This is a genomic window from Streptomyces sp. HB132 (genome assembly GCF_016909575.1).
In the GTDB taxonomy this organism is placed as follows: Bacteria; Actinomycetota; Actinomycetes; order Streptomycetales; family Streptomycetaceae; genus Streptomyces.
This window is the reverse complement of sequence record NZ_JAFBGA010000004.1, coordinates 391,443-410,500: the sequence shown is the minus strand read 5'-3', so window position 1 is coordinate 410,500 and position 19,058 is coordinate 391,443. Positions and strand designations below refer to the sequence as shown.

The window sequence follows — 19,058 nt, the reverse complement described above, 5'->3', positions numbered from 1 at the left end:
CACCGCAGAGCCCCCGCGCTCCCGGTCGGTCGGGTGCGCGGGGGCTCCGTCCTGAGTGATCAGCCCGTCGGCAGGTTTGCCAGCTGGGCGGCGATCCGCTCGATGTCGGCCTCCGCCTTGGCGAGGCGGCCACGGATCTTGTCGACCACGTTGTCCGGGGCCTTCGCCAGGAACGCCTCGTTGCCGAGCTTTCCTGTGGCCTGGGCCTTCTCCTTCTCGGCGGCGCCCAGGTCCTTCGTGAGGCGCTTGCGCTCGGCCTCGACGTCGATGGTGCCGGACAGGTCGAGGGCCACCCTGGCTCCGGCGACGGGCAGCGTGGCCGTGGCGTGGAAACCCTCGCCCGCGGGCTGCAGGCGCAGCAGCTGGCGGATGGCCGCCTCGTGCGGGGCGAGGACCGTGCCCGTGACGGTCAGCTCGGCCGGGACCTTCTGGCCGGGCTGCAGGCCCTGGTCGGAGCGGAAGCGGCGGACCTCGGTGACGACCTGCTGGACGAGCTCGATCTCCTTCTCGGCCGCGTCGTCGCGGAAGCCGCTGTCCTTCGGCCAGTCGGCGACGACGACGGACTCCTGCCCGGTGAGCGTCGTCCACAGCGACTCGGTCACGAACGGGACGATCGGGTGCAGCAGCCGGAGGGTGACGTCCAGGACCTCGCCGAGGACCCGGGCGGAGACCTTGGCCTGCTCACCGCCGGCGAAGAAGGTGGTCTTGGAGAGCTCGACGTACCAGTCGAAGACCTCGTCCCACGCGAAGTGGTAGAGGGCGTCGCTGAGCTTGGCGAACTGGAAGTCCTCGTAGAACGCGTCGGCGTCGGCCACCGTCTTGTTCAGCCGGGACAGGATCCACCGGTCGGTGGCCGAGAGCTGCTCGACGGGCGGGAGGTCGCCCTCCACCGTCGCGCCGTTCATCATGGCGAAGCGGGTGGCGTTCCAGATCTTGTTGGCGAAGTTGCGCGAGGCCTGGACCCAGTCCTCACCGATCGGGACGTCGGTACCGGGGTTGGCACCCCTCGCGAGGGTGAAACGGACGGCGTCGGAGCCGTACGTGTCCATCCAGTCCAGCGGGTCGACGACGTTGCCGAAGGACTTCGACATCTTCTTGCCGCGCTCGTCACGGACCAGACCGGTGAGGGCGATCGTCTTGAACGGGACCTCGCCGTCCATGACGTACAGGCCGAACATCATCATCCGGGCGACCCAGAAGAAGATGATGTCGTGGCCGGTCACCAGGACGTCGGTCGGATAGAACTTCTTGAGGTCCGGGGTCTCCTCGGGCCAGCCGAGCGTCGAGAACGGCCACAGGCCCGAGGAGAACCAGGTGTCCAGGACGTCGGTGTCCTGGGTCCAGCCCTCACCCGTGGGCGGCTGCTCGTCGGGGCCGACGCAGACGACCTCGCCGTCGGGGCCGTACCAGACGGGGATGCGGTGGCCCCACCAGAGCTGGCGCGAGATGCACCAGTCACGGAGGTTGTCGACCCAGTCGAAGTACCGCTGCTCCATCTCCTTGGGGTGGATCGCGACCCGGCCGTCACGGACCGCGTCACCGGCGGCCTCGGCGAGGGTGTCGACCTTGACCCACCACTGGAGCGAGAGCCGGGGCTCGACCGTCGTGCGGCAGCGGGAGCAGTGGCCGACGGAGTGGACGTACGGACGCTTCTCCGCGACGATCCGGCCCTGGCCGCGCAGTGCGCCGACGATGGCGGAACGGGCCTCGAAGCGGTCGAGCCCCTCGAACGGGCCGGGGACGGTGATGACGCCTCGCTCGTCCATGACCGTCATCGACTCGAGACCGTGCCGCTGGCCGATCGCGAAGTCGTTCGGGTCGTGGGCCGGGGTCACCTTGACGGCGCCGGTGCCGAACTCCGGGTCGACGTGGGCGTCCGCGACGACAGGGATGGTTCGGTCGGTCAGCGGCAGCTTGATCCGCTTGCCGAGGAGGTGCGCGTACCGGGCGTCGTCCGGGTGGACGGCGACGGCGGTGTCACCGAGCATCGTCTCGGCCCGGGTGGTGGCGACGACCAGGGTCTCGTCGCCCTCCCCGTACGTGATGGAGACGAGTTCGCCGTCGTCGTCCTGGTAGTCGACCTCGATGTCCGAGATCGCCGTCAGACAGCGCGGGCACCAGTTGATGATGCGCTCGGCACGGTAGATCAGGCCGTCGTCGTACATCTTCTTGAAGACGGTCTGGACGGCGGCGGAGAGCCCTTCGTCCATCGTGAAGCGCTCGCGGGACCAGTCGACGCCGTCACCGAGTCGGCGCATCTGCCCGAGGATCTTGCCGCCGTACTCCTCCTTCCACTGCCAGACACGGTCGACGAACTCCTCGCGCCCCAGGTCGTGGCGGGACTTGCCCTCCTCGCCGAGCTGCTGCTCGACCTTGTTCTGGGTGGCGATTCCGGCATGGTCCATGCCGGGCAGCCACAGGGCCTCGTAACCCTGCATCCGCTTACGGCGGGTGAGCGCGTCCATCAGCGTGTGCTGGAAGGCGTGGCCGAGGTGCAGGGAGCCGGTGACGTTGGGCGGCGGGATGACGATCGTGTACGGAGGCTTCTCGCTCTCCGGGTCGGCCGTGAAGTAACCGCGCTCCACCCAGCGCTCGTACAGCTTCCCCTCTACCTCGGCCGGCGCGTACTGGGTCGGCAGTTCGGGGATGCTGGCTGGCTGCTGCGCTGCGTTCTCGGTCACGGCACACAGTTTAGGGGCGTCACCGTGGTGCGCTGAAACCGGTTTGTTGAGTAACGGTGTACGTCCGGATGCCTTGGCCGAGCGCCTCTTCCGTCAGGATGTTCGGAACGCATGAACATTCCGAAGGGGAAGAGCGCCATGAGCTACAACCAGCCGGGTCCGTACGGCGGGCAGCCGCCGCAGGGACAGCCCGGTCCGTACGGGCAGCAGCCCGGCCCGTACGGGCAGCAGCCGGGCCCCTACGGCGGCCCGCCGCCTCAGGGACCGCCGCAGGGCGCGCCCGGCTACGGATACCCGCAGCAGGCGCCGCAGGGCGTCCCGCCGCAGCAGCAGCCCCCGCAGGGCTACGGCTACCCGCAGGGCCAGCAGCCGGGTCCGTACGCCCAGCAGCCGCCCACTCCCCCGTACGGCGGCCAGCAGCCCTACGGCGGACAGGTCCCGCCGCCCCCGGGCGTCCCGAAGAAGAAGACGGGACTGATCATCGGCGTGGGCGTGGTGGCGCTGGCCGTCGTCGTGGGAGGGATCTACTTCCTGACGTCCGGCGGCGGCGGTGGCGGTGGCGACGTCGCCGACTCCACCAAGGGGTACAAGCTCACGCCGGCCGCCTCGGTGGAGGAGTACAAGAGGGCCACGCCGGCGAAGTCGACCCCGCTGACGGGCACGACGAAGACCCAGGCCGAGGCCTTGGGGATCAACGACGCGAACAGGGTCAACTCCTCGTACCTGAGCGGTGACGCCCAGGAGGTGTCGAAGGCGCTCGGGTTCACGGGCTACTGGGGCGAGGTGAGCGATCCCTCGAAGACCGTCGACCTGGCTCTCAGCGACCCCAAGCAGACGGGTCAGGGCGAGGGCTTCACCTACGTCGGTGACGCCGAGACCGTCGAGCCCGACGGCTTCGAAGGTGCGCTCATGAAGTGCCGGACCGCCAAGGCGGCCAACAAGGCTGCCGACGGCACTCCGGAGAACGGGCCCGCGGAGATCGTCACACCGGTCTGCGTCTGGGCCGACCACAGCACACTGGCCATCGTCGTGGGCGCCGACCGTGGCGCGATGTTGGCCGACAAGTCCATGCCTCAGGACGAGTTGGCCGGCCTCGCGGCCAAGCTGTACAACACCTCACGCACCAAGATCTGACCCGCACACACGTCGAAGGGGCGCCCGGTCACCGGGCGCCCCTTCGACGTGTGTGCGGGTCAGCCGCTACGCGGACTTCTCGTGGCGGCCACCGTCGTTGTTGCCGATCGTGCGCGGCTCGCGCGGGACCAGCGTCGGGTTGACGTTGTTGCGGACCACGTCCGGGGTGATGACCACGCGTGCGACGTCCTTGCGGGACGGCACCTCGTACATCACGGACTGGAGGACCTCTTCCATGATGGCGCGCAGACCGCGCGCGCCCGTCTGGCGGAGGATCGCCTGGTCGGCGATGGCCTCGAGCGCCTCGCGCTCGAAGTCCAGCTCCACACCGTCGAGTTCGAACAGGCGCTGGTACTGCTTCACCAGTGCGTTGCGCGGCTCGATCAGGATCTGGAGCAACGCCTCGCGGTCCAGGTTGTGGACCGAGGTCAGCACGGGGAGGCGGCCGATGAACTCGGGGATCATCCCGAACTTCACCAGGTCCTCCGGCATGACCTCCTGGAACTGGTCGCTCGCCTGGATCTCCAGCTTGGAGCGGATCGTCGCGCCGAAGCCGATGCCCTTGGCGCCGGCCCGCGACTCGATGATCTTCTCCAGGCCCGAGAAGGCGCCGCCCACGATGAACAGGACGTTCGTCGTGTCGATCTGGATGAACTCCTGGTGCGGGTGCTTCCGGCCGCCCTGCGGCGGTACGGAGGCGGTGGTGCCCTCCAGGATCTTCAGCAGGGCCTGCTGGACGCCCTCGCCGGAGACATCGCGGGTGATCGACGGGTTCTCGCTCTTGCGGGCGACCTTGTCGATCTCGTCGATGTAGATGATCCCGGTCTCAGCCTTCTTGACGTCGTAGTCGGCGGCCTGGATCAGCTTCAGCAGGATGTTCTCGACGTCCTCGCCGACATAGCCGGCCTCCGTCAGCGCCGTCGCGTCGGCGATGGCGAACGGGACGTTGAGCATGCGGGCCAGCGTCTGCGCGAGGAGCGTCTTGCCGGAGCCCGTGGGGCCCAGCAGCAGGATGTTCGACTTGGCGAGCTCGATCGCGTCGTCGCGATTCGATCCCCCGCCGTTCTCCCCGGCCTGGACCCGCTTGTAGTGGTTGTACACAGCGACCGAGAGGGCCTTCTTCGCGGGCTCCTGCCCGACGACGTACCCCTCGAGGAACTCGTAGATCTCGCGCGGTTTGGGGAGTTCCTCCCACCGCACCTCGGAGGTCTCGGCGAGCTCCTCCTCGATGATCTCGTTGCAGAGATCGATGCACTCGTCGCAGATGTACACACCGGGTCCCGCGATGAGCTTCTTCACCTGCTTCTGGCTCTTTCCGCAGAACGAGCACTTGAGCAGGTCGCCGCCATCACCGATGCGTGCCACGAGGTGCTTCCCCTTCGCCTGGGAGCAGCCTGGTTCAGCGGCTCCTGGTGCCTCTATCCGACGGTACCTTGCCTGGCCCCCCGTTCGGGCCCCCCTTGGCACGGTTCACACGGCCGCGGCCGTGCTTGTGGAATGTGCCAAGGGGAAAGACCGACGTCAGACGGACGCGCCGGCTGTGGTCTTACGGGTGGACACAATCTGGTCCACAAGACCGTACGCGAGTGCGTCGTCGGCGGTAAGGATCTTGTCGCGCTCGATGTCCTCGCTGATCTTCTCCAGCGGGGTGGTGGAGTGCTTGGCCAGCATCTCCTCGAGCTGGGTGCGCATGCGCAGGATCTCGTTCGCCGCGATCTCCAGGTCGGAGAGCTGCTCGCGGCCCGTCTGCGAGGACGGCTGGTGGATCAGGACACGGGCGTGCGGGAGCGCCATGCGCTTGCCCGGGGTGCCCGCGGCCAGCAGGACGGCGGCGGCGGAGGCGGCCTGGCCCATGCAGACCGTCTGGATGTCCGGCTTCACGAACTGCATCGTGTCGTAGATCGCGGTGAGCGCGGTGAACGAGCCGCCGGGGCTGTTGATGTAGATCGAGATGTCGCGGTCCGGGTCCATCGACTCCAGGCACAGCAGCTGCGCCATGACGTCGTTGGCCGAGGCGTCGTCGATCTGGACGCCGAGGAAGATCACGCGCTCCTCGAAGAGCTTCGCGTACGGGTCGTACTCACGCACACCCTGCGAGGTGCGCTCCACGAAGCGCGGGACGACGTAGCGGTTGTCCACCTGCGGGCCGGTGTAGAGGCCGCTCGCGGAGGCGCCGGAGAAGTTGTTCATGTGGGTGTTCACCATCCTGGTGGCGTATCTGTGGGCTGGAGGTCTCGGCGTACGAGAGGGTGCGGGGTGGTGCACGCCCGGATCAGGCGCCGGTGCCGCCGCCGCCCGGGATGCCCGACGCGACCGAGATGATCTCGTCGATGAGGCCGTAGTCCTTGGCCTCCTCGGCGGTGTACCAGCGGTCGCGGTCGCCGTCGCGGATGATCGTCTCCACGGTCTGGCCGGAGTGGTGGGCGGTGATCTCCGCCATCCGCGTCTTCGTACGGAGCAGGTACTGCGCCTGGATCTTGATGTCCGATGCGGTACCGCCGATGCCGGCCGAACCCTGGTGCATCAGGATGTCGGTGTTCGGGAGCGCGAAGCGCTTGCCCGCCGTGCCACCGGTGAGCAGGAACTGGCCCATCGAGGCCGCCATGCCCATACCGATGGTGACCACGTCGTTCGGGATGTACTGCATGGTGTCGTAGACCGCCATGCCTGCCGTCACCGAGCCGCCGGGGCTGTTGATGTAGAGGTAGATGTCCTTGTCGGGTTCCGCGGCAAGGAGCAGGAGCTGTGCGGTGATCTTGTTGGCGATGTCATCGTCGACCTGCTGACCGAGGAAGATGATGCGCTCGCCGAGCAGTCGGCTGTAGACCTGGTCACCGAGGCCTCCACCGAGGGACGGCTCTCCGGCGGCGTAGGGCATCAGATTCGTCACGTATCCACCTGCTCGTCTCTGACGGCTCCGGCCGTCTCAGCGTCTTCGTACCGGGTGGGCCGGGACTACCCGACCCTTCCTCTTCATGGACCCTAACGCGCAGGTGGGACAACGCCATCCCGGTTCCCCAACTGTTCGCTGGGAGCGCAAGGTGAGCAGTCCGCACAAGGGTTCCCGGGGGTGCCGCCGGGGCGCGGGCCGATACGACGGCGGGCCCCGGACGCGATTCGTCCGGGGCCCGCCGTGCGGATCAGATCAGCGATCGGAACGGGGCTCAGGCCTCGTTCTTCTCGTCCTTCTTCTCGTCGGCCGCCTCGGTGTCACCCTCGGCCGCCTCGACCGCCTCGGCGGTCTCCTCGGCTGCCTCTTCGTCGTCCTCGAGGTCGACGACCTCACCGTTGGTGTCGACGACCTTGGCGGCCTCGACGACGACGGCGAGCGCCTTGCCGCGGGCGACCTCGCCGACGAGCATCGGCACCTGGCCGCCTTCGACGACGGCCTGGGCGAACTGGTCGGGGCTCATGCCGGAGGACTGCGCACGCCGCATGAGGTGCTCGGTGAGCTCCTCCTGGTTGACGTTCAGCTTCTCCTTGTTGACGAGCTCGTCGAGGATGAACTGGGTCTTGATGCCCTTGACGGCCTGCTCGGAGGTCTCGTTCTCGAACTCCTCCAGGGTCTTGCCCTGGATCTCGAGGTACTTCTCGAGGTCGAGACCCATCTGACCGAGCTGGTGGTGCTCGAGGTTGTGCTTGCGGGTCTGGACCTCGTCCGCGAGAAGCTTCTCGGGGATCGGGACCTCGGCCAGCTTCAGCAGCTCCTCGAGGACACGCTCCTGGGCCTGGGTGGCCTGGTCGTACTGCTTGGTGTTCTCGAGGCGCTTGCGGCTGTCCTCGCGGAGCTCGGCGAGCGTGTCGAACTCGCTCGCCATCTGCGCGAAGTCGTCGTCCAGCTCGGGCAGTTCGCGGGAGGCGACGGCGGTGACCTTGACGGTGACCTCCGCTGCCTTGCCCTCGGCGGAGCCGCCCTTCAGCTCGGAGGTGAAGGTGGCCTCGCCACCGGCCTCCAGGCCGGTCACGGCCTCGTCGATGCCGTCGAGGAGCTCACCGGAACCGATGGTGTACGAGACACCCGCGGCCACGCCGTCCTCGAGGACCTCTCCGTCGACCTTGGCCTCCAGGTCGATCGTCACGACGTCGCCCTCGGCGGCGGCGCGCTCGACCGGGTTGGTCGAGGCGAAGCGCTCGCGGAGCTGCTCCACGGCCTTGTCGACTTCTTCGTCGGTGACTTCGAGTGCGTCCACGGTGACCTCGATGCCGGAGTAGTCCGGGATCTCGATCTCGGGACGGACATCCACCTCGGCGGTGAAGGCCAGCAGTTCGCCGTCCTTGAGCTCGGTGATGTCAACCTCGGGCTGGCCCAGAACGTTGAGCTCACCCTCGTTGACAGCCTCGGTGTAGAACTTCGGAAGGGCGTCGTTGACGGCCTCCTCCAGCACAGCACCACGGCCGAACCGCTGGTCGATGACGCGGTTGGGGATCTTGCCCTTACGGAAGCCCTTCACCGTGACCTGCTGGTTGATCTTCTTGTACGCCGCGTCGAGGCTGTCCTTGAGCTCCTCGAAGGGCACCTCGATGCTGAGCCGAACCCGGGTCGGGTTCAGGGTCTCCACGGCGCTCTTCACGGTTCGGTCTCCTTGGTGGCTGACTTCTTGGGGTTCTGCTGGGCCGCCGAGAGGCGGCTTCGCGGATCGAGCCCGGTACATCAGACACACGGGCACGCAATTTGCATAGTAACGGCAAGGAGGAGGACTCCCACAATGCGATCTTGCTGGTGGTCGGGGTGGCCGGATTCGAACCGACGACCTTCCGCTCCCAAAGCGGACGCGCTACCAAGCTGCGCCACACCCCGTCGGTGCGACACGTAGGGTACATGCACGGGAGCGCCGCGTCGGCCGCTTTGCCCGCGTCGTCACCCGGGCCGCCCCGGGGGCACGCCACCTCGGGTGTGCGCGCACCTCTCCCGACCCGCTACGATGCTCCCCGTACCGCGGTCCACCGGACTCGTGGTGCGGCGCTTGCGGGCGTAGCTCAATGGTAGAGCCCTAGTCTTCCAAACTAGCTACGCGGGTTCGATTCCCGTCGCCCGCTCCAACGACTCGGGGCCGGGTCGGAGGTTTTCCCTCCGACCCGGCCCCGAGTCATGTGCGCGGCCCGCGGCCGGGCGGCGCGGTGATCATTCGCCGCCCTGGGCCAGGGCGGCACGCATGGCCTTCGCCGTGGCCGCCGGGTCGTACCCCTCGGGAACGCCCTCGACCAGGATCACGGCGCTCCCGATGTGCCGCGAGCGCAGTGGTGCGATCTCCCGGTAGGCCGGCGAGTCCCACCAGGCCCTCGCCTCCTCGATGCCGGGGAAGCCGATCATCACCACGTGCCCGGGCCAACTGCCCTCCTTCACCTCGTGCGGGGTGACGTGGACGAGGTAGCGCCCGCCGTGCGCCTCGAAGGTGGCGGGGAGCCGCTCCACGTACTCGGCGATGTCCGGGTGCGGGGCGGCCTCTTGCAGGTGCGCTATGGCGTAGGCGGGCATGACGTCCTTCCGGTCAGCGGGGCTCCGTGTGCCAGGAGCGTGGCACGCCCGCGCACCGGGGGCGATTACCTTGCGGGTAATGAGGCGCCGGGCGCCGACCCGCACCGGGTGCGGACTGGGCCCGCCCGCGCTCCATGCCGAAGGCCCGGCCGGCGGACGCACGCCGGGCCGGGCTCCACGATGCGTGACCTCAGAAGCTGATCTGGTTGATCGTGTCGGCTATCGAGTTCATGAATCTGTTGATCGACGGCGCCATGCCGGTCGATGCCAGGAAGAAGCCGAAGAGCACGGCGACGATCGCCGGCCCGCCCTTGATGGATCCGCCGCGGATCAACACCACCAGGACGATCCCCAGCATCAGCACCACAGACAGTGAAATGGCCACGACTGATCACACCCTTGGTCGGTCCGCCTTGCCGGCCCGGTGGCATGCGGCCGGCACACCTCCGTCGCGCCCATCGTGCCACCAACTCCCCTGCGACTGCTGCAAGGTGATGGAGAGGTACGGAGAGGGGCGGCCGGATCGCGCCATCCTCGCGCCCGCGTGCGCCCGGGCGTGTTCCGGCGCACACAGCGCCTGTCAGGGGCCCGCGCGGGGCGGTACGGGAAAGCTGTGAGCCCGCTGTGTGCAGGGCAGTTCGAATATCGGCCACCGTGATCCTTTCCATATCCCCACAGTTCGTCCACAGCGATTCAGCCGGAGTTCGTGCGACGAAATTCACTCCCCTCAATCAGCCGACGATATGCCCCATTTAAGTGGTATGAATCATCATGTAACGGTCGGTTGTCGGTGGTTTTACTTTCGAATGACCGGGAACACGCGTTACCTCTTGTGGGTTTTACGCATACCGATTGACGGGTCTAAGGTGCATGAGATGTCCAAAGCTCCGAGCGAATTTCAGCGGGCCCCGATCACCCCGGAGAGCCGGGAGTCGGAGCCGAGACACCAGCAGACCCTGACGGCCCCCCAGGTCCGCCCGCCCGTCTCCGAGGCCACTTCGGCCCGTGCCGGGGCACCCGCACCGGCGAAGCGTCGTGACGCGTACTTCGACAACGTGAAGTACCTCGCGATCGTGCTCGTCGCCGTGGCGCACGCGTGGGAGCCGGTGATGGACGGCAGCCGCGCGACGCGAGCGCTGTACATGGTCGTGTACACGTTCCACATGCCGGCTTTCATCCTGGTCTCCGGCTACTTCTCCCGGTCTTTCGACATGAGCCCGTCCAAGGTGAAGCGCCTCGTCACCAGCGTCGTGGTGCCCTACGTGCTCTTCGAGACGGCGTACTCGCTCTTCAAGCGGTACGTCGGCGGCGTGGAGGACACCTCCATCACCCTGCTCGATCCGTTCTTCCTCACCTGGTTCCTGATCGCCCTGTTCATCTGGCGCGTCACCACACCGATCTGGCAGTCCCTGCGCCACCCGCTGCCCGTCGCGCTGGCCATCGCCGTGCTCGCGTCGGTGACGCCGGGCATCGGTGACGACCTGGACCTGCAGCGCGTCTGCCAGCTCCTGCCGTTCTTCGTGCTCGGCCTGCTGATGAAGCCCGAGCACTTCCAGCTGGTCCGGCGCCGCGAGGTCCGACTGCTGTCCCTCCCGCTGTTCGCCGGGGCCCTGGTCTTCGCCTACTGGCTCGCACCGCGCATGCAGCTCGGCTGGTTCTACCGCAGCAACAGCGCCCAGGAGATGGACGCCCCCTGGTGGTCGGGCGCCGTGATGACCCTCGCGATGTTCGGCTGCGCGATGCTGCTCACGATCGCGTTCCTCGCCTGGGTGCCGCGCCGTCACATGTGGTTCACGGTCCTCGGTGCCGGGACGATCTGCGGCTACCTGCTGCACGGCTTCCTGGTGAAGGGCGCCGACTACTACGACGTGTTCGACCGCTACGAGTGGCTCTCGGGCCCCGTGGGACTGGTCGTCGTCTCCCTCGTCGCCGCCGCCGCGGTGACCCTGCTGTGCACACCACCGGTCCGGCGCGTGCTGCGGTTCGCCACCGAGCCGGACATGAACTGGGCCTTCCGCCGGAGCACCGTCAAGCGCTGAGCCTGTCCGGATCGGCCCCCTTCCCGCGGGGCCGGTCCTGACCGCGCGTCAGTCCGTCACGGGGTTGGCTTGATCCCGACGTTCGACGGCGCCCTTGGCACCGTCGAGCCCCAGCAGGCCCCGTACCTGCGCATACTTCTCGGTCAGCCGGGTACGGGTCGCCGGCTCCAGTACCGCGAGCCGGTCCGGGTCCGCGTTGTGCGCCAGATCCGACTCCTTGATCAGCAGCGCGCCGGGCGTGGCGAGAATCCGCCCGGTGTACGCGAAGAGGTCCTCGCCGTCCCGCTTGGTGACGGCGAGGACCATTTCCTTCACCCGCCGGGACAGCGGCGCCTCGTCCAGCCACTGCCGGGACAGCGCGCCGTCCTCGATCGCGTCGTGCAGCCAGGCGGCTGCCGTCTGCTCCTCGTCGCCGCCCCGGATCCGTACGCCCTCGGCCACCGCCGCCAGATGCTCGGCGTACGGGCGGCCCGCCTTGTCGGTCTGTCCGCGATGGGCTTCGCGGGCGATGAACTCCACCTGGGACAGGGGCAGATACGGCGTCGGCATGGACCGACTGTACGCCGGTCACCACGGCACTTCACAGGGTCCACACACGCAGTCCGAATCGTTCGGTAAACTAATTACTGACGATTCCTTGACGCGCTCTTGACCGACAGAAGGAGACAGGCTCATCGGACACGCAGACACGCTCATCGCCATGGGGGGTGCGTTCCTCGCCGCCGCCGTCCTCGCCCGTGTGGGCGGCCGCATCGGACTGCCGACCATCCCCTTGTTCATCCTCGCCGGGATCCTCCTCGGCCCGCACACCCCCGGGGTCGTCCTCCTCGACGACCCGCATGACCTGGAGATGCTCTCCGCGCTCGGTCTCGTACTGCTGCTCTTCTACCTCGGCCTCGAATTCCATCTGGACGACCTGAAGACCGGCGGGCGCAAGATGGCGCTCGCCGGCGGCACCTATCTCGCCCTGAACGTCGGCGCGGGGCTCGGATTCGGCTTCGCGCTCGGCTGGGGCACCTCGGAAGCCCTGGTGCTCGCGGGCGTGCTCGGTATCTCGTCGTCGGCCATCGTCACGAAGGTCCTGGTGGACCTCGGCCGGATCGGGAATCCGGAGACGCGGCCGATCCTCGGCATCATCGTCGTCGAGGACGTCTTCCTCGCCCTCTACCTGGCCGCGCTGCAGCCGATCCTGTCCGGTGCCGACAGCCTCGGGGCGGCGGTCGTGGACGGCGGCAAGGCCTTCGGCTTCCTGCTGCTGCTCGCCCTGGCGGCCCGGTTCGGCACGAAGCTCATCGGCAAGCTGATGAACACGAAGGACGACGAACTTCTCGTCATCTCCTTCCTCGGCGTCGCCGTCTTCGTCGCCGGGGTCTCGGAGTGGTTCGGGGTCGCCGACGCCATCGGCGCGTTCATGGTCGGCCTGATGCTGGGCAGCACCACCTCGGGCCCCCGCATCCTGAAGCTGGTGCATCCCCTGCGGGACGCGTTCGGGGCGATCTTCTTCTTCGCCTTCGGGCTGTCCATCAACCCCGGCGACCTGCCCAGCGTGCTGTGGCCTGTGCTGGCGGCGGTCGCGGTGACCGTGCTGATGAACGTCTTCGCCGGGATGGCCACGGCCAAGATCTACGGCTTCGGCCCGAAGGCCACTGCGAACGTCTCCACCACCCTGCTGGCGCGCGGTGAGTTCGCCCTGATCCTCGCCACCATGGCTGCGGGAGCGGGCCTGGACGAGCGGCTCTCCCCGTTCATCGCCGGGTACGTGCTCCTGCTCGCGGTTCTGTCCCCGCTGGCGGCCGGCCGCTCGCACTGGCTCGCCCGGATCCTGCCCGGTGGACGAACGCGGGACCAGGAGGCCGAGAAAGAGGCGGTACCGGTCTGAGGCGCGGACGACCCGGGTGCGGGGGACCGCGTCCACGCACCCGGGATGACGCGCCCCGGACACCGTGCCCGGTGTCCGGCCGGGCAGTCGCGACCCCGGTTCCCGCACACCGGATGTGGCACCCCGGGCGTGGCACCCGGATGCCACGCCGAGGTGCCGCATCGGAGTGCCGCGCCGAGGTGCGCCGCTCCGGGAATGACCTCTCGTTCGGGTGACGGCCGGGAGCTCTCGTTGACACCCTTACCGTTTCAGCTGTTTTCGTACGGTTCAGCCACGGCGGGACAGCAGCAGCAGTGCGCGGTCGTCGTTGACGTCCTTGGCGCAGGCCTCGATCAGATGCCAGGCCGCGCCCTCGAAGCCCGTCGCGACGTAGCGGTCGGCCTCGCCGGTCAGCCGGTCGATGCCCTCGGCGATGTCCCGGTCGGACGCCTCCACCAGACCGTCCGTGAAGAGCATCAGGACGTCACCGGGTGCCAGCGAGCCCTTCACCGCGTCGAACTCCGCTCCGTCGTAGACCCCGAGCAGGGGGCCCTCGGCGGCCATCTCCTCCCACCGGCCGCTGCCTGAGTGCAGTTGGAGCGCGGGGGGATGACCTGCCGAGAGGATCTCGTAGTCACCGGAGTCCAGGTCCAGGACCAGATGGATCGAGGTGGCGAAGCCCTCGTCCCAGTCCTGGCGCAGCAGATAGCCGTTGGCCGCGGGGAGGAAGCCGTGCGGCGGCAGGGAGCCCAGGAGTCCGCCGAAGGCGCCGGACAGCAGCAGGGCACGGGAACCCGCGTCCATGCCCTTGCCCGAGACATCGGTGAGCACGACCTCCAGGGTGCGTCCGCCGTTGGTCCGGGCGGCGACGACGAAGTCGCCGGAGAAGGACTGGCCGCCCGCCGGGCGCAGCGCCATCTCGCGGTGCCAGCCGTCGGGCAGCCGCGGCAGCGCGCTCTGGACCCGGATCCGCTCGCGCAGGTCGAAGAGCATCGTGCCGCCGCGTCGCCACGGCACTCCGACCCTGGCCCGGAACTGGGCGAGGACCAGGCCGAAGAAGCCGCAGGCCGCGACGACCAGGACGGTTCCCGGTGTGACCCGGGCAGGCCCCTCGGTGTAGGGGCCGAGGGCGATCGACTCCACGATCAGGGCGGCGGCCGCAGTCGCGTACAGACTCAGCAGGCTGGCCGGTCTCAGCAGCAGACCGCCCGCGACGATCGGCAGCGCCAGGGCGGTCGGTGAGGACCAGACCGGGTTCAGCAGCGTGGTGCAGGTGATCACCGGAATGACGATCAGCAGACCGACCAGGGCTATCCAGTCGGAGCCGTCGCCGCGGAAGTAGTCGACGCCGGACCTGCGCAGCGCGATGCGCGCCCGGTGGGCCGATCTTCGCCACCGGGCGGGGTAGGTGTCTGCTCCTCTGCGACGGGCCATTGTCGGGACCTTATCCACCCGGCGGCCTCCGGTGCAGGGGGACCCGGTGTCAATGTGTTCGAAACCAGGTCGCCCCGGGCGCCGCGACCCTGATAAGCAGGGCCCATGGACACGGATTTGCACGTATTGTCGGCCACGGAATGGGATGCCTGGCTCGGCTGTATCGAGTTGGCGTTCGGCGGCGTTCCCATCTCCCCGGAGACCCGCGAGATGTACGCCGCGCTGGCCGAGCCGGGACGCGCGCTGGGACACTGGGACGGTGCCGAATGCGTGGGGACGGCCGGTGCGTACAGCTTCCGGATGACCGTTCCCGGCGGGGCCGCGGTGCCGGCCGCGGGCATCACGATGGTGAGCGTGGCCTCGACGCACCGCAGGCAGGGGCTGCTGACGTCGATGATGCGGCGCCAGCTGGACGACGTCCGGTCCTGGGGTGAACCGCTCGCCGTGCTGACGGCTTCGGAGCCCGGTATCTACGGCCGGTTCGGCTACGGAGCGGCGACGGACGAGACGAGCCTGCGGATCGACAGCTCCCGGGTCCGGCTCGCCCTGCCGCCGGGCACGGAGGAGGTCCGGGTGCGCCGGTCGTCCCCGGAGGAGGCGCTCGACGCCTGCGAGGCCGTCTACGCGCGCGTGGCACCGGCCCGGCCCGGCACCCCGGTGCGGCAGCCCGGATGGGAGCGGGTGCCCGTGAACGACCCGGAGAGCGCCCGGAGCGGCGGCTCGCCGCTCCAGTGCGTCCTCGCGGAGCGGAACGGTGAGGTCACGGGGTACGTCACGTTCCATCTGCGGCCCGGCTGGGACGGTGCCGTGCCCGAGGGAGTGGTGGCGGTGCGCGACCTGGCGGCATTGGATCCCGCCTCGTACGCGGCACTGTGGCGCTTCCTGTTCGGGATCGACCTGACCTCGGTGGTCGAGTGCCACAACCGGCCGGTGGACGACGCGGTGCTCCGGCTGGTCTCCGACGTACGGCGCTGCGAGGTCCGCGTCAGGGACGGGGTGTACGTGCGGCTGGTCGAGCTGGGTGCGGCGCTGGAGGCCCGGAGCTACCGTGCCCCGGTCGACGTGGTGCTGCGGGTGGAGGACGATTTCTGCCCGTGGAACGCGGGTCGTTGGCGTCTGACCGTCGACGCGAAGGGCTCGGCCACCTGCCGGCGCACGGACGACGCGCCGGAACTGGCGCTGTCCGTGAACGAGTTGGGGGCCGCCTATCTGGGCGGGGTGTCGCTGACGGCGCTGGCGGCGGCCGGACTGGTGCGGGAACTGCGGGCGGGCGCGCTGGGCGAGGCGTCCCTGGCGTTCTCCACGGATGTCCGGCCGTGGTGCCCGCACGGCTTCTGAAGCTGTCCGGGACGGCCCTCAGCGTCCGGGGGCGGGCGGCTGGCAGCCCGGGCACCAGAAGAGGTTGCGCGCTGCCAGGTCCGCCGTGCGCACCTCGGTGCCGCAGATGTGGCAGCCCTGCCGGGCCCGGCGGTAGACGTACACCTCGCCGCCGTGGTCGTCGACCCGCGGGGGCCGGCCCATCGCCTCGGGCAGGTGCTCGGGGCGGACGGTGTCGATGCGGTTGTTACGGACGCCCTCACGCATCAGGACGCCGAGGTCGGCCCAGACGGCGTCCCACTCGCCCCGGGTGAGGTCCTTGCCCACGCGGTACGGGTCGATGCCGTGCCGGAAGAGGACCTCGGCGCGGTAGACGTTGCCGACTCCCGCGACGACCTTCTGGTCCATCAGCAGGGCGGCGACCGTGACACGGCTGCGGGAGATCCGCTGCCAGGCCCGCTCACCGTCCTCGCCGGAGCGCAGCGGGTCCGGACCGAGCCTGTCGTGTATCGCGCGCTTCTCGGGGCCCGTGATCAGGGCGCAGGTGGTGGGGCCGCGCAGGTCCGCGTGGTGGGCGTCGTTGAGCAGGCGCAGCCGGACCGTGCCGGTGGGCGGCGGCGCCGGAGTCGCTCCGAAGCCGAGCTTGCCGAAGAGGCCGAGGTGGACATGGACCCAGACCGATCCCTCGAAGCCCAGGAAGAGGTGCTTCCCGTGGGCGTCGCCCCCGGTGAAGGTGCGCCCGTCCAGCAGTGCCGCACCGTCGGAGAACTTGCCCTGGGGGCTGCTCACCCGCACCGGGCCGCCTGTGAACCGCTCGTGGTGGTCGGCGGCGAGGCGGTGGATCGTATGCCCCTCGGGCACGGCGTGTCTCCTGGTAACGCGCTTGTGCCGCCGGGTGTGGCCCGGCGGCACAAGGGAGGCGGGTGCGGGACGTTCAGCCCTGCTGCGGGTGGTGGGCGGGGACCGGGGGAAGCTCTCCCGTGTTCTCGTACGCCGAGAGCATCTCGATGCGGCGGGTGTGGCGCGCCTCACCCGAGTACGGGGTGGCCAGGAAGATCTCGACGAACTTCGTGGACTCCTCCACCGTGTGCATCCGGCCGCCGATGGCCACCACGTTGGCGTCGTTGTGTTCACGGCCGAGCGCGGCGGTCTGCTCGCTCCAGGCGAGCGCGGCGCGGACGCCCTTGACCTTGTTCGCGGCGATCTGCTCGCCGTTTCCGGAGCCGCCGATGACGATGCCGAGGCCGTCCTTGTCGGCGGCCGTCCGCTCGGCGGCACGGAGGCAGAACGGCGGGTAGTCGTCCTGGGCGTCGTAGATGTGGGGACCGCAGTCGACGGCCTCGTGGCCGTGGGCCGTGAGCCACTCGACGAGGTGGTTCTTCAGTTCGAAGCCGGCATGGTCGGAGCCGAGGTACACGCGCATGGTGCGAAGTGTGGCACGGACGGGGCGGGGTAATGGTCAGCGGGGTCGGGACCCACCGGGCCCTCCCCCAGGTCCGGTTCGGGTCCGGTGCCTGTGTGCAACGCCACTCGGGCAACGATCGGGTCAAAGAACCGGATGAAGGGGTTCCGTTTTCTGCGCCGGTCGGGCTTGAATGCGTGGCCTTGTCTTCGCACCACCCCCGCCGAGGCAACACCGACACGCGTGATCAGAAAACGTAAGGATTCGATCCATGACGTCGCAGACGACTCTGGCCGGACCGGGCAAACAGCCCGGCGAGCCGGGTAAGCCGGACTCCCCGGACGGACTTCAGGCCGGTCTCAAGAACCGTCATCTCTCGATGATCGCCATCGGCGGCGTGATCGGAGCAGGCCTCTTCGTCGGCTCCGGCGCCGGTATCGCCGCCGCCGGACCGGCCATCCTCCTGTCGTACGCGCTGGTCGGCCTGATGGTCGTCTTCGTCATGCGGATGCTCGGCGAGATGGCCGTCGCCCGGCCGAGCTCCGGTTCCTTCTCCGCCTACGCCGACCAGGCCCTGGGCCGCTGGGCCGGTTTCTCCATCGGCTGGCTGTACTGGTTCTTCTGGGTCGTGGTGCTCGCCGTCGAGGCCACGGCCGGTGCCAAGATCCTGGAGGGCTGGGTCTCCGGCGTACCGCAGTGGGCGTGGGCCCTGATCGTCATGGTGGTCCTCACGGCGACCAACCTCGTCTCGGTCGGCTCGTACGGCGAGTTCGAGTTCTGGTTCGCCGGGATCAAGGTCGTGGCGATCGGCGCGTTCGTCGTCGTCGGGCTGCTCGCCGTCTTCGGCGTCCTGCCCGGTTCGGACGACGCGGGGTCGGGCCTCGCCCACCTCACGGACACCGGCGGCTTCTTCCCCGAAGGACCCGGGGCCATCCTCACGGGCGTGCTGATGGTCGTGTTCTCCTTCATGGGCAGCGAGATCGTGACGCTGGCGGCCGGTGAGTCCGAGGACCCGCAGCGCGCCGTCTCCAAGGCCACCAACAGCGTGATCTGGCGCATCGCCATCTTCTACCTGGGCTCGATCTTCGTCGTCCTGACGCTGCTGCCGTGGAACGACCCCTCGATCGTCGAGGACGGCTCGTACGTCGCGGCACTCAACGTCATAGGGATCCCGCACGCCGGCCAGGTCATGGACGTCATCGTGCTGACGGCCGTCCTGTCCTGTCTGAACTCCGGCCTCTACACGGCCTCGCGCATGGCCTTCTCGCTGGGACAGCGCGGGGACGCCCCCAAGGCGTTCACCAAGGTGAACAAGCGCGGCGTGCCGCAGGCGGCGATCCTCTCGTCCGTCGTGTTCGGCTTCGTCGCCGTGTTCTTCAACTACCAGTGGCCCGACACGGTGTTCGCGTTCCTGCTGAACTCCTCCGGCGCGGTCGCCCTGTTCGTGTGGCTGGTGATCTGCTTCACCCAGCTGCGGATGCGCGGCATCATCCTGCGCGAGTCGCCCGAGAAGCTCCTCGTCCGGATGTGGCTCTTCCCGTACCTGACGTGGGCGACGATCGCGATGATCTCCTTCGTCCTCGTCTACATGCTGACCGACGACGCCGGGCGCGAGCAGGTGCTGCTCTCGCTGCTGGTGGCCGCCCTGGTCGTGGGGATCTCGCTGGTGCGCGACGCGCGCGACCGGAAGGCGAAGGCGTCGGCGCCGGCCGAGTGA

The 19,058-nt window shown here is 68.9% G+C and carries 16 protein-coding genes and 2 tRNA genes; 6 read left to right on the top strand and 12 right to left on the bottom strand.

Translation table 11 applies throughout. The annotated features are described in order from the left end of the window. Positions 1 to 59: 59 nt before the first annotated feature. Complete coding sequence (locus tag JOC24_RS12715) at positions 60 to 2,681, bottom strand: valine--tRNA ligase (protein ID WP_205020327.1); 2,622 nt, start codon at positions 2,679 to 2,681, stop codon at positions 60 to 62. Between the two features lie 138 nt (positions 2,682 to 2,819). Here JOC24_RS12715 and JOC24_RS12710 point away from each other — a divergent pair, with 138 nt between their 5' ends. Then, the gene (locus tag JOC24_RS12710; protein ID WP_205020467.1) at positions 2,820 to 3,815 is read left to right on the top strand and encodes a hypothetical protein; all 996 of its coding nucleotides are present in this window, start codon (positions 2,820 to 2,822) and stop codon (positions 3,813 to 3,815) included. A 66-nt stretch (positions 3,816 to 3,881) separates the two neighbouring features. On the opposite strand, the gene clpX is transcribed toward JOC24_RS12710, so the two are convergent. The 5 genes from clpX to JOC24_RS12685 all read right to left on the bottom strand — a co-directional run bounded on the left by clpX (position 3,882) and on the right by JOC24_RS12685 (position 8,613). Next, positions 3,882 to 5,180 carry an ATP-dependent Clp protease ATP-binding subunit ClpX gene (gene clpX, locus JOC24_RS12705; RefSeq protein ID WP_205020326.1) on the bottom strand — a complete coding sequence of 433 codons (1,299 nt, stop codon included), beginning with the start codon at positions 5,178 to 5,180 and terminating at the stop codon, positions 3,882 to 3,884. Positions 5,181 to 5,336: 156 nt separating this feature from the next. Next, entirely contained in the window at positions 5,337 to 6,020 is a 684-nt protein-coding gene (locus tag JOC24_RS12700; RefSeq protein WP_031091966.1) for an ATP-dependent Clp protease proteolytic subunit, read from the bottom strand. Positions 6,021 to 6,087: 67 nt separating this feature from the next. Beyond that, a complete protein-coding gene (locus tag JOC24_RS12695; protein WP_031091967.1) occupies positions 6,088 to 6,693 on the bottom strand; it encodes an ATP-dependent Clp protease proteolytic subunit in 606 nt (201 codons plus the stop codon). Positions 6,694 to 6,979: 286 nt separating this feature from the next. Beyond that, the gene (gene tig / locus JOC24_RS12690; protein WP_205020325.1) at positions 6,980 to 8,386 is read right to left on the bottom strand and encodes a trigger factor; all 1,407 of its coding nucleotides are present in this window, start codon (positions 8,384 to 8,386) and stop codon (positions 6,980 to 6,982) included. Between the two features lie 150 nt (positions 8,387 to 8,536). After that, a tRNA-Pro gene (locus JOC24_RS12685) sits at positions 8,537 to 8,613 on the bottom strand. Positions 8,614 to 8,781: 168 nt separating this feature from the next. Between JOC24_RS12685 and JOC24_RS12680 the strand changes: the two genes are divergently transcribed. Further along, positions 8,782 to 8,855, top strand: a tRNA-Gly gene (locus JOC24_RS12680). 82 nt (positions 8,856 to 8,937) lie between these two features. Here the strand turns inward: JOC24_RS12680 and JOC24_RS12675 are convergent. Continuing rightward, positions 8,938 to 9,291 (bottom strand): DUF1330 domain-containing protein, encoded by a 354-nt coding sequence (locus tag JOC24_RS12675; RefSeq protein ID WP_205020324.1) that lies wholly within the window; start codon positions 9,289 to 9,291, stop codon positions 8,938 to 8,940. A 190-nt stretch (positions 9,292 to 9,481) separates the two neighbouring features. Continuing rightward, on the bottom strand, positions 9,482 to 9,676 hold the full coding sequence (locus tag JOC24_RS12670; RefSeq protein ID WP_205020323.1) for a hypothetical protein: 195 nt from the start codon (positions 9,674 to 9,676) through the stop codon (positions 9,482 to 9,484). A 490-nt stretch (positions 9,677 to 10,166) separates the two neighbouring features. Between JOC24_RS12670 and JOC24_RS12665 the strand changes: the two genes are divergently transcribed. Then, complete coding sequence (locus JOC24_RS12665; protein ID WP_205020322.1) at positions 10,167 to 11,330, top strand: acyltransferase family protein; 1,164 nt, start codon at positions 10,167 to 10,169, stop codon at positions 11,328 to 11,330. Between the two features lie 48 nt (positions 11,331 to 11,378). On the opposite strand, the gene JOC24_RS12660 is transcribed toward JOC24_RS12665, so the two are convergent. Further along, the gene (locus tag JOC24_RS12660; RefSeq protein WP_205020321.1) at positions 11,379 to 11,879 is read right to left on the bottom strand and encodes an HD domain-containing protein; all 501 of its coding nucleotides are present in this window, start codon (positions 11,877 to 11,879) and stop codon (positions 11,379 to 11,381) included. A gap of 151 nt (positions 11,880 to 12,030) precedes the next feature. Between JOC24_RS12660 and JOC24_RS12655 the strand changes: the two genes are divergently transcribed. Beyond that, positions 12,031 to 13,209, top strand: a complete 1,179-nt coding sequence (locus JOC24_RS12655; protein WP_205020320.1) for a cation:proton antiporter — start codon at positions 12,031 to 12,033, stop codon at positions 13,207 to 13,209. 267 nt (positions 13,210 to 13,476) lie between these two features. Here the strand turns inward: JOC24_RS12655 and JOC24_RS12650 are convergent, their stop codons facing one another. Then, positions 13,477 to 14,622, bottom strand: coding sequence for a PP2C family protein-serine/threonine phosphatase (locus JOC24_RS12650; RefSeq protein WP_205020319.1), 1,146 nt, complete (start codon positions 14,620 to 14,622; stop codon positions 13,477 to 13,479). Between the two features lie 105 nt (positions 14,623 to 14,727). Between JOC24_RS12650 and JOC24_RS12645 the strand changes: the two genes are divergently transcribed. After that, on the top strand, positions 14,728 to 15,960 hold the full coding sequence (locus JOC24_RS12645) for a GNAT family N-acetyltransferase (protein ID WP_205020318.1): 1,233 nt from the start codon (positions 14,728 to 14,730) through the stop codon (positions 15,958 to 15,960). 18 nt (positions 15,961 to 15,978) lie between these two features. Here the strand turns inward: JOC24_RS12645 and JOC24_RS12640 are convergent, their stop codons facing one another. Beyond that, positions 15,979 to 16,800, bottom strand: a complete 822-nt coding sequence (locus tag JOC24_RS12640; protein ID WP_205020317.1) for an Fpg/Nei family DNA glycosylase — start codon at positions 16,798 to 16,800, stop codon at positions 15,979 to 15,981. A gap of 73 nt (positions 16,801 to 16,873) precedes the next feature. Beyond that, a complete protein-coding gene (locus JOC24_RS12635; protein ID WP_205020316.1) occupies positions 16,874 to 17,362 on the bottom strand; it encodes a ribose-5-phosphate isomerase in 489 nt (162 codons plus the stop codon). Between the two features lie 250 nt (positions 17,363 to 17,612). On the opposite strand from JOC24_RS12635, the gene JOC24_RS12630 reads away from it, so the two are divergent. Continuing rightward, the gene (locus JOC24_RS12630; protein ID WP_205020315.1) at positions 17,613 to 19,058 is read left to right on the top strand and encodes an amino acid permease; all 1,446 of its coding nucleotides are present in this window, start codon (positions 17,613 to 17,615) and stop codon (positions 19,056 to 19,058) included.